Here is a 15,505-nt window from a genome sequence, read left to right on the forward strand (position 1 = left end):
GACTATTCCCGGTGATACGGATGGTTCTGGGTAACAGACCAGGCGCGATATAAGCTTTCCGCCACAATAATGCGCACCAGAGGGTGGGGTAATGTAAGATTAGAAAGTGACCAGCGCTGTTCCGATGCGGCAATACACTCAGGGGCGAGTCCTTCCGGGCCCCCGATGAGTAAACTTACGTCACGCCCGTCCATCTTCCAGGCATCAAGTTGTCTGGCAAGTTGGGGCGTGTCCCAGGGCTTACCGGTAACTTCCAGTGTGACAATGCGGTTTCCCTTCGGGATTGCCGCCAGCGTTGCTTCTCCTTCCTTTTGAAGGATGCGCGGAATATCTGCATTTTTGCCACGCTTTCCCGCGGCAATTTCAGTAAAGCTGACAGGCATGTCAGCGGGAAAACGGCGCACAAACTCATCAACACCTCTGGCAACCCAGTCAGGCATTTTAGTTCCTACCGCAACGATTTGAATTTTCACCGTTTTACAACTTCCCGGTTGAGCGATTTGAAGTGATAAGTCTTGCCGGAACGCCGCTGACAGGCAACGCCGTGGCATACTGATGGCTGATGTTCAGCCCCAGAGCTTTTCAAGCTGATAGAAATCTCTGGCTTCATCCTGCATGACGTGCACGATGATGTCACCGAGATCAACAAGAACCCATTCACCGGTCTCTTTGCCTTCAATGCTCAGAGGCGGATGTCCGGCCTGTTTCATTTCTACATGCAGATTATCCGCGATAGACACCACGTGTCGCTTGGAATTTCCCGAGCAGATAATCATCAGGTCAGTAATTGTCGACTTACCTTTAACGTCCAGTTGAATGACATCACGGGCTTTCATGTCGTCGATTTTATCTAACACGAATTGTTTGAACTGGTTACTGTCCAAAAGTTCTCCTCAAATACACAAAAAATTAACGTACAACATTTTAACTATAGCGAATTTTACCGCAATTCCCACACCAGTGTCAGTGCAGGTCCGGCATCAAAGTTAATCCGTTAAGCTCTATGCCCATGAACAACATACAAAGGTGTGCAAGCTTGATATAAGGCCTTTCCACCGTATTTTGTTTAAAAGCAAAGTCGGCCTGTTCCAGCGCCTCTCTGATATGGTCAAGTTGGGCAGCGCTGAGCCGGCTCAGTGCAGACTGATAACAGCCCTGACGATTCTTCCAGATCCCGAACTTCATCCACTGGACAGGTTGTCCGGAAGACCTGACTTCATGTAACTGGCTTAAGGTCTGCCATTCACGAATTAATGCCCAGATCAGGATATTGGGTTCAATGCCTTCACTTTCCAGACGGTACAACATACGGATACAGCGCTGCCGGTCTCCGTTCAGCATGACATCAACCAGTTGAAATACATTGAATCTGGATTGATCGACAATGGCCGCTTCTACCTGTTCCGGTGTAATGGCCTGTCCGGCATAAACCAGTGATAACTTCTGGATTTCCTGATGAGCGGCCAGCATATTGCCCTCACACATATCAGCAATCATCCGGACACAGGCTGTATCGCCGTTAAGTCCGGCTTTTTGCATAGTCTGCTGGATCCATGTGTGAAGATTATTACCTTCCAGTGCATAGCAAATGGAATGAATGCCGGTATCGTCAAGAACCTTAAACCATTTGGCTTTTTGCACATCTTTACCAATACGGGGACCGTGGATCAGTAGCAGAATGTCGTTACCCAGATTCGCTGCTACCGATTGCAGGGTCTGACTACCATCAGTACCGGGTTTACCGGTAGGTAGTTCCAGTTCAATGATTTGTTGCGAAGCAAATAAAGACAGAGATTGAGTGGCCTCAATTAACTGACTCCAGTTAAAACCGCTGTCGGCAACAAATACTTTCCGCTCGGTGAAACCCTGAGCTCTGGCTTTTTCCCGCACCGCTTCGATCATGGAAAATTTTTGCTGTGGCTCATCACCAAACAGCAAATAACAAGGCTTAAGGCCTTTATCAAGTTCCGCTTCAAAACGGTTCGGATAGATTTGCATGGCAGTTGTTTATTCCGCCACTGCCTGAGAAGACTGGCTGGCTATACGACGGATAATTTTGTCTGCCGCTTCATCCCGCATTTCGCTGAGAACCAGTTCCAGTTCCCGGGATTTAGCCAGCACCTGTTCAGGATCATCCTGATAATCCCGCAATACTTCAAAATACGCGGGCAGGGGAGCCTTGTCAGGGAAGGTCACTGTATAACGGACACCGTAAATCAGCTCGTATTCAGCTACCTGACCGGTAGAAAACACGGACAGTAAACGCCGTTCCAGTTGCTCCGGCTGAATGTTGATAAGAACTGACATGTCCGGAGACGGGCTGTCTGCCAGTGTACCACCGCGCAGATCGTACACTGCCAGTTTTTTCTTCAATGCTCTGGCCAGGGGCGCATGGGCCTGAGCTGACGTAACCGCAACGTAATTAACCGAGGGCGGCAACGCTTCATTACCGCGCAAATGAAAGCCGCAACCGGTAAGAACCAGTGCGGCTGCGCCTGCTGTTAACAGCCGGAAGAACGTCTTCATCAGTTAGCTACAATGTTAACCAGCTTACCGGGTACAACGATGATTTTGCGCACCGTTTTACCTTCGATAAACTGTTGAACATTGGCCTGGGCAAGGGCGTCTGCTTCGACGGCTTCTTTCGCCGCATCTGCTGCCACGGTCATTTTAGCGCGCACTTTACCGTTAACCTGCACCACAATCAGCTTCTCATCTTCTACCAGGGCTGCAGGATCAGCTTCCGGCCAGCCGGCATATTCTACCGGTGTATCATGGCCAAGTGCCTGCCACAGGTGATGACAGATATGCGGCGTGATGGGGTTTAGCAAACGCAGCACGCCTTCAACCGCTTCACGCATAATAGCGTGGTCGGTTTCAGACTCCTGAGGTGCCTTTTGCAGATGATTCAGCAATTCCATTACCGCAGCTACGGCAGTGTTGAAGGTCTGACGACGACCCAGGTCATCACTGACCTTGGCAATTGTCTTATGCACTTCACGACGTAAGGCTTGCTGATCTTTATTCAGTGCTTTTGCATCAACCTTGCCCGGTGTGCCGGAAACATCAATGTGCTCACTGACCAGTTTCCAGATACGTTTCAGGAAGCGGTTTGCCCCTTCCACGCCGGAATCAACCCACTCAAGGGTTTGTTCAGGTGGCGCGGCGAACATTGTAAACAGGCGTACAGTATCTGCACCGTACTGATCGATAACCGCCTGAGGATCGATACCATTATTTTTCGACTTTGACATTTTAGTCATGCCGCCGTGTTCCACCGGCGTACCGTCGCTGGTCAGCCAGGCTTTCGTGATCCGGCCTTTATCGTCTTTCTCAGTGGAAACAGCCAGCGGCGAATACCAGGTTTTCTTGCCGTTTTCATCTTCACTGAAATAGGAATCTGCCAGCACCATACCCTGACATAACAGGCGTTTAAACGGCTCATCTGACTCTACCAGACCTTCATCACGCAGCAATTTGTGGAAGAAACGGGAGTAGAGCAGGTGAAGAATGGCGTGTTCAATACCGCCGATGTACTGATCTACCGGCAGCCAGTAATTCGCCTGAGATGGATCAAGCATGGCATCGCCATTTTGTGCGCAGCTGTAACGGGCATAATACCAGGAAGATTCCATAAAGGTATCGAAGGTGTCGGTCTCACGCAGGGCCGGTTCACCGTTAAAGGTCGTTTTTGCCCATTCAGGATCAGCTTTGATTGGCGAAGTTACACCATTCATTTCCACGTCTTCCGGTAACACTACCGGTAATTCACTGGCGGGAACCGGCACAGACTCGCCGTTTTCCAGATTCAGCATTGGAATAGGAGCGCCCCAGTAACGCTGACGGCTTACGCCCCAGTCACGAAGACGGTAATTAACTTTCTTAGTACCCACACCTGCGGCAGATAATTTTTCTGCTATTGCATTGAAAGCGACGTCGAAGGCTAAGCCATCAAACTCACCGGAATTAATTAAGGTGCCTTTTTCAGTATACGCAGACGCAGTTAAGTCACAGGCTTCACTGTTACCATCTGCAGGTGTAATGACCTGCTTAACCGGCAAATTGTATTTGGTAGCAAATTCCCAGTCACGCTGGTCATGGCCGGGGACGGCCATCACAGCACCGGAGCCATAGCCCATCAATACGAAATTGGCAGCCCAAACCGGTACTTCCTCGCCGGTGAGCGGGTGAATCGCTGTTAATCCGGTATCACACCCTTTCTTTTCCATGGTGGCCAGTTCTGCTTCAGCCACTTTCGTGTTCTTACATTCTTCGATAAAAGTTGCAAGAGCAGGGTTATGTCTGGCAGCAAATTCTGCCACAGGATGCTGGGCAGCAACGCCCAGGTATGTAACCCCAAAGAATGTATCAGGGCGTGTGGTGTAGACGGTCAGGGTTTCCACATCACCGGCAGGTGTTTTCAGTTTAAAGGTAATATCTACACCTTCTGAACGGCCAATCCAGTTTGCCTGCATGGCGCGAACCTGATCAGGCCAGTCTTCCAGCTGATCCAGGTCAGATAACAATTCTTCAGCGTAGTCAGTAATTTTAATAAACCACTGAGGGATTTCTTTTTGTTCTACCAGCGCACCAGATCGCCAGCCACGACCGTCGATAACCTGTTCGTTGGCCAGTACTGTCTGGTCCACCGGATCCCAGTTAACGGTGGCGTTTTTCTTATAAACCAGCCCTTTTTCGTACATGCGGGTGAAAAACCACTGTTCCCAGCGATAATAGTCAGGTTTGCAGGTAGCAACTTCCCGATCCCAGTCATAACCGAAACCCAGCGACTTCAACTGTCCTTTCATATATTCAATGTTTGAATAAGTCCAGTTTGCCGGAGCCGTATTGTTATTGATGGCTGCGTTCTCAGCAGGTAACCCGAATGCGTCCCAACCCATTGGCTGCAGAACATTTTTACCCTGCATGCGCTGGAAACGGCTGATTACGTCACCGATGGTGTAGTTACGTACGTGTCCCATATGGAGACGGCCGCTGGGGTAAGGGAACATTGAAAGGCAGTAGAATTTTTCTTTAGACGCGTCTTCTTCTGCTTTGAAAGACTGATTGGATTCCCAGTACTGCTGGACATCCTGCTCGATTTGTTTCGGGTTGTACTGATTTTCGGCCATCGTGAATAAGGCTTCCGCGTTGGTATTAATTACTTCGTGATTAGCCGCATAGAATACCCCGGCGCGCAGTGCACTCACAATAGGCGGGGGCTACTTTTATCCTTATCTGGCGGGATTTTAGTCAGTTTTGGCAGTGGTTAAAAAATCTGCCAGTGCTTTAAGTTGTAATCCCTGGACATGGTCGACAACAGGCGCGAGGTCTTTGTATCCGCTTTCACTGTATCCCTGAACGTGATACCGAAGCGATATTCTTGTATCTGCGCCGGTTTGTTCCAGTTGCCAGTCCAGAGCGCCGGTCATGCCCATGGCTTGTAACGGCCCCAGTCCGCCCGTCATGACCAGCTGCTTTGCAGGGTCAACAAAACTTATCCGCATGTGTTCAGCACTACGCTCACCGGCCCGTTCGCAAAAGCATCCGCCGGCACGGGCATCAATACTGAAGGTGCCCGTCCACCATGAGTGATCTTTGGGCCACCACTGGTCAACGTCGTTTACCAGCGCTTGCCAGACAGTGTCAGCCGCTGCGTTCACCGAAACGGTATTAAGAACAATAAAGCCGCCGTTACCACTGCTTTCCACTTTGGCGGAGGTGTTAAAGGATAAAATTAAACTCAGGAGGGCGAGTGCAGCAGTGGTTTTAGTCATGGACGCTCATAATCCTTAAAATTTTGCTGGCAATACGGTTAATAATGCCCATTAAACCGTAATGTGGTGCTTTTTGATACAATTTATCAAAACAAGTGGAGAAAAATGGCTGATACAGCCTTTTTATGGTTTGACAGTGGGAATTTTTCGCGTTTCACTTGATCTTATCTCCACAAAATCAAACCTGCCGGCTAACGGAGCAGTTTGATGATATAAGGTAAACAGGCAGTTATGACCGACCTTTCCGTTCTGCGCGCTAAATATGCTCTATCTCCCGCAGCACTGACACCGTCGCTGAACCGGCGGCAAATAAACCAGGCTTTAAAAGATGAAGAAGCCGTTAATGCGACCTTTATTGGCCAGGAGCGTGCCCGTGAAGCATTGTCATTTGGCCTTGGCGTACGCAACCGCGGATATAACCTCTATGTGATGGGGGAACCGGCCACCGGACGGTTCTCGCTGGTAAAAGATTACATTGAGCGTCAGGTAGCATCATTGCCATCACCGGAAGACTGGGTCTATCTGAATAACTTTGATGAAGAACGTGAACCCTTTGTACTGCGCATGGCGCCGGGTGAAGGCAAAGATCTGGTTAAAGATATAAACGGTCTGATTGACGACTTGCTTGATACATTTCCTGCTGCTTTTGACAACCCGGGCTATCAGCGTCAGAAGTCAGCCATTTCCAGAGAATTTGAGCGCCGTTATGATGAAGCCATTGATGCAGTGGAACGCTACGCGCAGGCTCATGATGTAGCGCTTTATGATGAATCTAACGCCATTACCTTCGCCCCGATAGTAAACGGTAAACCCGTTACCGATGAAGAATTTGCCGTACTCGATGATGACAAGCGTCAGTATTTTTATGACTTGATTGCTGAACTTGAAAACCGTCTCAGTGAAAGTTTACTCGGGCTGCCGGTATGGAAACGTGAAAGTTCTGAGCGTATCAGGCAACTGAATAAGAAAACCGCAGAGCAGGGGATCAGACCCTTACTTAAAGTACTGGAACATAAATATGCCGGCCATCTCGGCGTACTGAAAACCCTGCGGCGCATGCGTTCCCATCTGGTAGACACCATCGTGTCACTGCTGGCAGAGGAGTCAAAAGAGGACAAGCCCGACGAACTCGACAGACGGCTTTATCTGGAAGAACTTTACTTGCCTAATGTGCTGGTGGGTCATCAGTTACAGGACGGCGCGCCGGTGGTGTATGAGCCGAACCCTACTTATCAGAACCTGTTTGGTAAAATTGAGTACACCAACCTGCACGGCAGTGTGTATACCAATTACAGAATGATAAGAGCAGGGGCTTTGCACCGTGCTAACGGTGGCTATCTGTTACTGGATGTTGATCAGGTCATAGAGCAGCCCTTCGTGTGGGATGCACTGAAACTGGCGATAAAATCCGGTTCATTGAAAATGGATCTTCCCCAGCAGGATGTGGGTATGGTGAACGCCATCACATTAAACCCGCAACCGGTGGACCTGGATGTGAAAGTGATACTGCTGGGCTCACGGGATCTCTATTATACCCTGCAGGATTATGATGATGAATTTGACGAACTGTTCAGAGTGCTGGTGGATTTCGATTACGAAATACCGGTAACCCGTCAGTCTACTTTTGATTTTACGGGAAAGGTGCGTCATCACCTCAGCGAATGCGGCTTAAGCGGGATTTCCTCTAAAGCCATGCAGCGGCTAGTGGAATATTCCCTGCGGATGGCTGAACATCAGCAAAAGTTCTCAGCTCATTTTGCCGAAGTCATAGAGCTTATCAATGAGGCCCGGTATTTTGCGGCTCAGCAACAAAGCACTCACCTTGAACTGGAGCACATAGAAATTGCTCTGAGTGCGAAAAAACGCCGCACCGGCCGGGTGAGTCATGCACTGCTGAACGACATTAAAGAAGGTCATGTCCTTATCGCTACAGAGGGTAAATCGGTGGGCACCGTTAATGGCCTGACCGTACTGGAAGTCGGGGGGACGGCATTCGGTACGCCGGCCCGAATTACTTCTACCGTGTATGCCGGTGCCAATGGCGTGGTGGATATTGAACGGGAAGTTGAACTGGGACAACCCATTCACTCTAAAGGAGTTATGCTGTTAACCGGTTATCTTGGAAACAAATATGCCCAGCATTTCCCGTTAACCTTATCAGCCAACATAGCGCTGGAACAATCCTATGGACACATTGATGGTGACAGTGCCTCGCTGGCAGAACTTATTGCACTGATATCTGCATTGACGGAAATTCCTGCTACTCAGTCTCTGGCAGTCACCGGCTCTATTAACCAGTACGGTGAGGTACAGGCAGTAGGCGGCGTGAACGAAAAAATTGAAGGCTTTTTCGATTTATGCCAGCACCGCGGGCTTACCGGCAGTCAGGGGGTGATTATCCCCAAATCCAATGCTATTAACCTGGTACTGGATAAAGCTGTCATTGATGCAGTGAAAAAAGGGCTTTTCCATATTTACACTGCTGAAACCGTGGATGATGCCATTTCACTGCTGATGGAAAAAGAAGCCGGCAACATGACGTCCCGCGGGCGTTATCCGAAAAATTCGGTGAACTATCATGCCGTGAACCGCCTTTATAACATTGCACTGATTGTTAACGGAGGCGACGATGAATAAACACATAATAAGAAAACGTCAAAAGGTGGCAGAAAAGATGAAAAAGTTATTTGCGGGGAGTGTAATTACCGGAATGGTAGCGGGCAGAAAACTAACAGCTTTAGTTGCTCTTACGCTATTCAGCACGGGCGCATTCAGTGCACCTGAAACTCCGGAGTTATCTCTGCAGGAGGCTGAGCGGTTGTCAGAGATGCCGCTGCATTGTGTAACGACAGAGTACCCGAATAAGTTAAATCAAACGTTATCCGGGCCACAGGATTTGCAGGGACCGGCTTCACTGCACCCCGCCTTTTACGGGTGTTTTGACTGGCACTCCAGCGTACACGGTCACTGGATGCTGGTAAATCTGCTCCGCCATTTTCCTGATCTGGCCAAAGCGACAGAAATCAAAGCAAAACTTAAGGAAGACCTGACCACTGATAAAATTCTTCAGGAAGTGGCATATTTTGAAAAACCACAAAATGCCAGTTTTGAACGCACTTATGGCTGGGCGTGGTTACTGGCTCTGGCCGCAGAACTGAAACTGTGGGATGATCCCCTGGCTGCTGAACTAAGTCAGAACCTGTCTCCCCTGACTGAACTGATTGTCGGAAAATATCATCAGTTCTTACCAAAACTGGTGTATCCGGTTCGCACCGGCGAGCATCCAAATACGGCTTTCGGTATGTCGATGGCAATGGATTATGCCCTGATTGCTGAGGACAAAGCATTGCAGTCGCTTATTACAGACCGTGCTGTGCACTGGTTTGGCGGCGATAAACAGTGTCCGCTCTCATGGGAGCCAAACGGCTTCGATTTTCTTTCTCCTTGTTTTGAAGAACTGGATCTGATGCGAAAAGTGATGGATAAGAAGTCCTTTATGCATTGGGCAAAAAGTTTTCTGCCGGCGTTAGACAATGCTGACTTTCACATTGATGTGGCACGGGTAAGTGATCGCACTGACGGAAAACTGGTGCATCTGGACGGGCTAAATTTCAGCCGTGCCTGGGTGATGTATGGCCTTGCAGCAGAATATCCCGACGAATTTGGTCACCTGCGGGCGCTGGCAGACACACACGTGACCCATTCATTGCCTGCCATCGTTGATGAAAATTATGAAGGTACACACTGGCTGGGCAGCTTTGCTGTTTATGCGTTACAACAACGTGCCCGCGCCGGAGAGTAAATCATTTATTTAGGTGGCATACGGAGTGCGCCATCAAGACGGATGGTCTCACCGTTTATATAGGTGTTAAGTGCAATGTGCGCCACCAGTGCTGCAAATTCCTCTGGAAGACCAAGTCGTTTAGGGAAGGGCACGTTGGCGCTTAATGCTGCCTGAACGTGCTCCGGCATGGCCAGTAACATGGGAGTGCCCATTACGCCGGGCGCAATGGCATTAACACGGATACCCACTGCGGCCAGGTCCCTGGCCATGGGCAGTGTCATACCGATAATGCCCGCCTTACTGGCTGCGTAGGCCGTCTGTCCCGTCTGCCCCTCGTAGCCGGCAATAGATGCGGTATTAATAATCACACCCCGTTCACCGTTTTCATCTGCTTGTTGTGCGGCCATGGTCTGAGCAGCAAGCCGGCTGACGTTAAAGGTACCGTTCAGATTGATATCGGTTACTTTACGGAACTGTTCAAAAGAGGCTGCATTACCTGTTTTATCAAGCGTTCTCGCAGCCGGTGCAATTCCTGCGCAGGAAACACAAAGGTTAATACGTCCGGCTTTCTCCCGGAAAGCTTGCAATGCATCAGAAACCTCGTCTTCACTGCAAACATCGACGGGGTAAAAATGTGCATTTCCACCCGCCTCACGGACAGCCTTTTCCCCTTTTTCACGGTCTATATCAAAAAGAGCAAGGGTCGCGCCACGCTGCAACAGATGCTGCGCGGTAGCAAAACCCAGTCCTGAACTGCCACCGGTAATGACGGCTGTGATGGAGGAAAGCGGAAGTGTGGTTTGTTCTGACATCATTCTCTGCCCGTTATCAGGTTTACGTTAACGTAAGTGTAACGTGGCAGAGATTGTTAACAAAGTGATTACATAAATGAAGATGTAAAAAGACTTTATTGTTTTGGCAACTGAATTTTACGCTCTTCGGAAGGGCGGAAGATGATCAGTGTGTGTCCGATGGACTGTACTTTTACAGATTCGGTTTCCCGCACAATAGCATCCATGATCAGTGTTTTTTCTTCACGATCATCGGTAGGCACCTTTACTTTAATCAGTTCGTGGTGTGCCAGTGCGCTGTCAATTTCAGATACAACACCCTCTGTGAGGCCGTTTGCACCTAATTGCACAACGGGTTTCAAAGAGTGGGCCAGGCCCTTAAGGAATTGTTTCTGTTTATTGGAAAGTTTCATTTCGTCGTTTTTCTTTACTATTGATAAATTTGTTTAACCTAAACGCCGGGCCACGTGGTCATTGACTGAACGTAAAACCAATTATTTTAAGTTAATGCCTTGAAATGCTATATTCTAACGCCATCTTCGTAACAATCCTAACGACATTATGTGTGAATGACAAAAAAGTCGCATGATGCCACCAATTATATAAGCAATACTGAACAGAACTGCACACTTGCACGTAAAACGTTACAAGGCGTTAATTTACGTGGTAGCGGGAACGTGTATTGGTGGCTACGGTCTATAATTTGTAGTAGGCTGTAATTTGACGAAGTAAGGATCGCATTTCGTACGGAAACAATGGGAGCGGAGCATGTTCCGGACGCCGGTTTCACCTTAGTGAGCGGTAAATGAACATGTTGGCAGTAAATTGTCATCAATCCCGGATGTTCCGGTATTTTTAGAGGTTAGTAGCTTGAGCGATATGGCAAAAAATTTAATCTTATGGTTGGTTATCGCCGTTGTGTTGATGTCGGTGTTCCAGAGCTTTTCACCTGGTGAATCGACACGTGCACAAACGGATTACACAACATTCCTGAAAGAAGCGAATCAGGGCAATGTCCGCGAAGTTCGCATTGACAGTGAGTCCCGCGAAATCCGCGGCACAAAACGTAACGGCGAAACATTCGTTACCTATATTCCCTATTTTGATGACCAGCTCATTTCAGATTTGGTGAAGAAGGATGTGCGTGTATTAGGTGAGCCGCCTGAGAAGCCGTCTATCCTGACGTCTATCTTCATTTCATGGTTCCCCATGCTGCTGTTGATTGCAGTCTGGATCTTCTTCATGCGTCAAATGCAGGGTGGCGGTGGCCGCGGAGCCATGTCATTCGGCAAAAGCAAAGCCCGTTTATTGGGTGAAGATCAGATTAAAACCACTTTCGCCGACGTTGCCGGTTGTGACGAAGCGAAAGAGGATGTCGTAGAACTGGTAGACTTCCTGCGCGATCCTTCAAAATTCCAGAAGCTTGGCGGTAAAATTCCAAAAGGCGTTCTGATGGTGGGCCCGCCGGGTACAGGTAAAACATTGCTGGCTAAAGCCATTGCCGGCGAAGCAAAAGTACCGTTCTTTACAATTTCAGGTTCCGACTTTGTTGAAATGTTTGTGGGTGTGGGTGCATCCCGTGTCCGTGATATGTTCGAGCAAGCCAAAAAGGCTGCGCCTTGCATTATCTTTATCGATGAGATTGATGCCGTAGGTCGTCAGCGTGGTGCTGGTCTTGGTGGTGGTCACGATGAACGTGAACAGACACTTAACCAGATGCTGGTAGAAATGGATGGTTTTGAAGGTCACGAAGGTATTATCGTTATTGCAGCGACTAACCGTCCTGATGTACTCGACCCGGCACTGTTACGTCCCGGTCGTTTTGACCGTCAGGTTATCGTAGGTCTGCCTGATATCCGTGGTCGTGAGCAAATTCTGAAAGTCCACATGCGCAAAGTACCGGTTGGTGACAACGTGGAAGCTTCTGTGATTGCCCGTGGTACGCCCGGCTTCTCCGGTGCTGATCTTGCAAACCTGGTTAACGAAGCTGCCCTGTTTGCCGCCCGTGCTAACAAGCGTCTTGTGTCGATGGAAGAGTTCGATAAAGCCAAAGACAAGATCATGATGGGTGCTGAGCGTAAGTCTATGGTGATGTCGGAAAACGAGAAAGCCATGACAGCGTACCACGAGGCCGGTCACGCAATCGTTGGCCGTCTTGTTCCTGAACATGATCCGGTTTACAAGGTGTCGATCATTCCCCGTGGCCGTGCACTGGGTGTTACCATGTATCTGCCGGAACAGGATCGTGTGAGCCATTCCAAGCAACATCTTGAAAGTATGATTTCAAGTCTGTTTGGTGGCCGTATTGCTGAACAAATCATTTACGGCGACGATATGGTGACCACCGGCGCGTCTAATGACATTGAACGTGCTACTGAGATTGCCCGTAAGATGGTCACGCAATGGGGCTTGTCCAGTAAAATGGGTCCGATGTTGTACGCAGAAGACGAAGGCGAAGTGTTCCTGGGCAAATCCATGTCTAAAGCCTCGCACATGTCTGACGACACTGCCCGCGCCATCGATGCAGAGATCAAATCGTTTATCGATGCGAACTATGACCGTGCTTATAAAATTCTTGAAGAGAATATTGATATTCTGCATTCGATGAAAGATGCCCTGATGAAGTACGAGACCATTGATGCGAAGCAAATTGATGATCTGATGGCACGCCGTGACGTGCGTCCGCCTGCGGACTGGGACGATCGTGCGCCAAAAGGTGGAGACAATCCTCCCGGCGGCAAGCCTGCACGTGAGGGCGAAATTACCGACGATGGTTTGGATAAGCCACCGGTAGGTAAACCCGGCGACCTTCCGGGCTAAAATTTCCAGGCGCCAGTTTCAACTGGCGCTTTTTGTTTGTGCTTTATAAAGCCAGCTTTCCTCTTCATATTCATAAAGACAGATATACGTTATGCATTTCAAACATACCGAAATCGACCTCAATCAGGCCCGCGTTATGGGTATACTCAATGTCACACCGGATTCCTTCTCAGATGGCGGAGCCCACAACACGGTAGATAAAGCCGTTGAACATGCCATGCGGATGATAGAGGCCGGCGCGACATTTATCGATATAGGCGGAGAATCAACCCGTCCGGGGGCGCCGGAAGTGTCTGAACAGGAAGAGTTAGACCGCGTGGTGCCGGTGGTAGAGAAACTGGCCGGTCTGGAAGGTATAGTACTCTCCGTGGATACTAGTAAGGCCGCTGTAATGCGGGAAAGCGTGAAGGCAGGAGCGGGTTTAATTAATGATGTCCGCGCCTTGCAGGAACCGGGGGCACTGGAGGCCGCAGCAGAAGCAAAGGTACCTGTGTGTCTGATGCACATGAAAGGTCAGCCACGAACCATGCAGGCCAGCCCTGAGTATGATGATGTGGCAGACGAAGTGATTAATTTTTTGTTGTCACGCATAGATGCCTGTAAGCATGCCGGTATTGATGACAGCAGCATTCTTCTGGATCCGGGCTTTGGTTTTGGTAAGAGCCTGGACCACAATTATCAACTGCTGGTTGAAATGGGAAGGGTGCAACATCTCGGTTATCCGCTACTGGTCGGTATGTCGAGAAAATCTATGATTGGCCAACTGCTGGATAAACCGGTATCAGAGCGGTTGGCGGGCAGCATTGCTCTTGCCACTATTGCGGCGCAAATGGGCGCAAAAGTGATCCGTGTTCACGATGTGGCAGAAACAATGGATGCGATGAAAATCGTGAATAAGATTCAACAAATAAAAGACAATATTCAAGGAGCCTGAAATGGGTCAGCGCAAGTATTTTGGTACAGACGGCATCAGAGGGAAAGTAGGTGAAAGCGCTATTAATCCCGAGTTTGTCACCAAGTTGGGCTGGGCAGCCGGTAAAGTGCTGGCAGGCCATGGTACAAATAAAGTACTGATAGGAAAAGATACGCGGATTTCAGGTTATATGCTTGAGTCTGCATTGGAAGCTGGCTTATCTGCAGCCGGTATTAATATCGGTTTGTTAGGTCCGATGCCCACACCGGCGATTGCTTATCTTACCAAAACATTCCGCTCAGAAGCCGGTATTGTGATTTCTGCGTCTCATAATCCTTATTATGATAATGGCATTAAGTTCTTTTCATCCGATGGTTTCAAACTGGATGACGATATCGAAATTGCCATTGAGTCCATGCTTGATAAGCCAATGACATGCGTTGCTTCCAATAAGTTGGGTAAGGCAACCCGTATCAACGACGCGGCCGGACGTTACATTGAGTTCTGTAAAGGCACGTTCCCGTCAGATCTGTCGTTAAAAGGCATGAAGATTGTTGTCGACTGTGCCCACGGGGCGACGTATCACATAGCACCGAATGTGTTGTCAGAACTTGGCGCAGAAGTTATCGAAATCGGTACTAAGCCTGACGGCCTGAACATTAACGACAAAGTCGGTGCCACGTCAATGAACGCCATCGTGGAAAAAGTGCTTGAGACAGGCGCTGACATGGGCTTTGCTCTGGACGGTGACGGCGACCGTATCATGCTGGTTGATCACCTGGGTAACGTGCTGGATGGTGATCAGATTTTATATATTATCGCCCGCGATGCGCTTAAATCAGGTCGTTTATCCGGTGGTGTAGTGGGTACACTCATGAGTAATCTTGGTCTGGAAGTGGCTTTGGGCAAATTATCTATTCCATTTGCCCGCAGTGCTGTAGGCGACCGTTACGTTATGGAGTTACTGCAGCAGAAAGGCTGGGCTATCGGTGGTGAAAATAGTGGTCACGTGCTGAATTTGAATGTGGCATCTACCGGAGACGGTATTGTCGCCGGCCTGCAGGTCATCACTGCTATGTTGCGTTCGGGCATGGATTTGCACGATTTGAGCGGCGGGTTTGATAAATTTCCGCAAAAACTGATTAATGTCCGTTATGATGAGTCCTCAGATAATCCGTTAGCCATGTCTGCTGTTACAGATGCAGTGAAAGAAGCTGAAAGTTCACTGGGTAAAACAGGACGGGTATTACTGCGTAAAAGCGGTACAGAACCGTTGATCCGGGTGATGGTAGAATCCGACGATGAAATGCAGTCTCTGAAATGGGCTGAGTTTATCGCCGATGCTGTACGCAAAGTGGCCAATTGATTGATTCGTCATAAATATTATCATTTTTAGGCTTGTATAATAGGGCGGATATCG

Annotated in this window: 13 protein-coding genes; 5 read left to right on the top strand and 8 right to left on the bottom strand. The window is 49.0% G+C overall.

The window, feature by feature from the left end:
- Positions 1-2: 2 nt before the first annotated feature.
- The 6 genes from rlmH to AC4PME_RS08395 form a co-directional block, all read right to left on the bottom strand.
- Positions 3-473, bottom strand: a complete 471-nt coding sequence (gene rlmH / locus AC4PME_RS08370; protein ID WP_303574249.1) for a 23S rRNA (pseudouridine(1915)-N(3))-methyltransferase RlmH — start codon at positions 471-473, stop codon at positions 3-5.
- Positions 474-566: 93 nt separating this feature from the next.
- Positions 567-884: a ribosome silencing factor gene (gene rsfS / locus AC4PME_RS08375; RefSeq protein ID WP_119501121.1), complete on the bottom strand. Its 318-nt coding sequence runs from the start codon at positions 882-884 to the stop codon at positions 567-569.
- 79 nt (positions 885-963) lie between these two features.
- Positions 964-1,998, bottom strand: a complete 1,035-nt coding sequence (holA, locus tag AC4PME_RS08380) for a DNA polymerase III subunit delta (protein ID WP_491045370.1) — start codon at positions 1,996-1,998, stop codon at positions 964-966.
- Positions 1,999-2,007: 9 nt separating this feature from the next.
- The gene (locus AC4PME_RS08385) at positions 2,008-2,526 is read right to left on the bottom strand and encodes an LPS-assembly lipoprotein LptE (RefSeq protein ID WP_491045369.1); all 519 of its coding nucleotides are present in this window, start codon (positions 2,524-2,526) and stop codon (positions 2,008-2,010) included.
- Complete coding sequence (leuS, locus tag AC4PME_RS08390; protein WP_491045386.1) at positions 2,526-5,132, bottom strand: leucine--tRNA ligase; 2,607 nt, start codon at positions 5,130-5,132, stop codon at positions 2,526-2,528. Before leuS ends, AC4PME_RS08385 begins: the two co-directional genes overlap by 1 nt.
- Positions 5,133-5,249: 117 nt before the next feature.
- A complete protein-coding gene (locus tag AC4PME_RS08395; RefSeq protein WP_491045368.1) occupies positions 5,250-5,777 on the bottom strand; it encodes an SRPBCC family protein in 528 nt (175 codons plus the stop codon).
- 231 nt (positions 5,778-6,008) lie between these two features.
- Between AC4PME_RS08395 and AC4PME_RS08400 the strand changes: the two genes are divergently transcribed.
- Positions 6,009-8,414, top strand: coding sequence for a Lon protease family protein (locus AC4PME_RS08400; RefSeq protein ID WP_474845781.1), 2,406 nt, complete (start codon positions 6,009-6,011; stop codon positions 8,412-8,414).
- A gap of 37 nt (positions 8,415-8,451) precedes the next feature.
- Positions 8,452-9,579 carry a DUF2891 domain-containing protein gene (locus AC4PME_RS08405; RefSeq protein WP_491045367.1) on the top strand — a complete coding sequence of 376 codons (1,128 nt, stop codon included), beginning with the start codon at positions 8,452-8,454 and terminating at the stop codon, positions 9,577-9,579.
- Positions 9,580-9,584: 5 nt separating this feature from the next.
- Here AC4PME_RS08405 and AC4PME_RS08410 read toward each other — a convergent pair whose 3' ends face one another.
- Together AC4PME_RS08410 and yhbY are read right to left on the bottom strand one after the other, a co-directional pair.
- Positions 9,585-10,376, bottom strand: a complete 792-nt coding sequence (locus tag AC4PME_RS08410; protein WP_491045366.1) for an SDR family NAD(P)-dependent oxidoreductase — start codon at positions 10,374-10,376, stop codon at positions 9,585-9,587.
- 92 nt (positions 10,377-10,468) lie between these two features.
- A complete protein-coding gene (gene yhbY / locus AC4PME_RS08415) occupies positions 10,469-10,765 on the bottom strand; it encodes a ribosome assembly RNA-binding protein YhbY (RefSeq protein ID WP_119501126.1) in 297 nt (98 codons plus the stop codon).
- A gap of 457 nt (positions 10,766-11,222) precedes the next feature.
- On the opposite strand from yhbY, the gene ftsH reads away from it, so the two are divergent.
- The 3 genes from ftsH (at position 11,223) to glmM (ending at position 15,451) form a co-directional block, all read left to right on the top strand.
- Entirely contained in the window at positions 11,223-13,172 is a 1,950-nt protein-coding gene (gene ftsH / locus AC4PME_RS08420) for an ATP-dependent zinc metalloprotease FtsH (RefSeq protein ID WP_119501127.1), read from the top strand.
- A gap of 91 nt (positions 13,173-13,263) precedes the next feature.
- Positions 13,264-14,106, top strand: coding sequence for a dihydropteroate synthase (gene folP / locus AC4PME_RS08425; protein ID WP_491045365.1), 843 nt, complete (start codon positions 13,264-13,266; stop codon positions 14,104-14,106).
- Position 14,107: 1 nt separating this feature from the next.
- Positions 14,108-15,451 (top strand): phosphoglucosamine mutase, encoded by a 1,344-nt coding sequence (gene glmM, locus AC4PME_RS08430; RefSeq protein ID WP_119501129.1) that lies wholly within the window; start codon positions 14,108-14,110, stop codon positions 15,449-15,451.
- Positions 15,452-15,505 lie beyond the last annotated feature (54 nt).

The organism is Alteromonas sp. (assembly GCF_984505615.1).

What these genes read in the sequence shown, in the direction of transcription:
- folP (WP_491045365.1), top strand. Translation starts at nt 13,264, where the DNA reads ATGCATTTCAAACATACCGAAATCGACCTCAATCAGGCCCGCGTTATG.
- AC4PME_RS08410 (WP_491045366.1), bottom strand. Translation starts at nt 10,376, where the DNA reads ATGATGTCAGAACAAACCACACTTCCGCTTTCCTCCATCACAGCCGTC.
- AC4PME_RS08385 (WP_491045369.1), bottom strand. Translation starts at nt 2,526, where the DNA reads ATGAAGACGTTCTTCCGGCTGTTAACAGCAGGCGCAGCCGCACTGGTT.
- AC4PME_RS08400 (WP_474845781.1), top strand. Translation starts at nt 6,009, where the DNA reads ATGACCGACCTTTCCGTTCTGCGCGCTAAATATGCTCTATCTCCCGCA.
- yhbY (WP_119501126.1), bottom strand. Translation starts at nt 10,765, where the DNA reads ATGAAACTTTCCAATAAACAGAAACAATTCCTTAAGGGCCTGGCCCAC.
- holA (WP_491045370.1), bottom strand. Translation starts at nt 1,998, where the DNA reads ATGCAAATCTATCCGAACCGTTTTGAAGCGGAACTTGATAAAGGCCTT.
- leuS (WP_491045386.1), bottom strand. Translation starts at nt 5,132, where the DNA reads ATGGCCGAAAATCAGTACAACCCGAAACAAATCGAGCAGGATGTCCAG.
- AC4PME_RS08395 (WP_491045368.1), bottom strand. Translation starts at nt 5,777, where the DNA reads ATGACTAAAACCACTGCTGCACTCGCCCTCCTGAGTTTAATTTTATCC.
- glmM (WP_119501129.1), top strand. Translation starts at nt 14,108, where the DNA reads ATGGGTCAGCGCAAGTATTTTGGTACAGACGGCATCAGAGGGAAAGTA.
- AC4PME_RS08405 (WP_491045367.1), top strand. Translation starts at nt 8,452, where the DNA reads ATGAAAAAGTTATTTGCGGGGAGTGTAATTACCGGAATGGTAGCGGGC.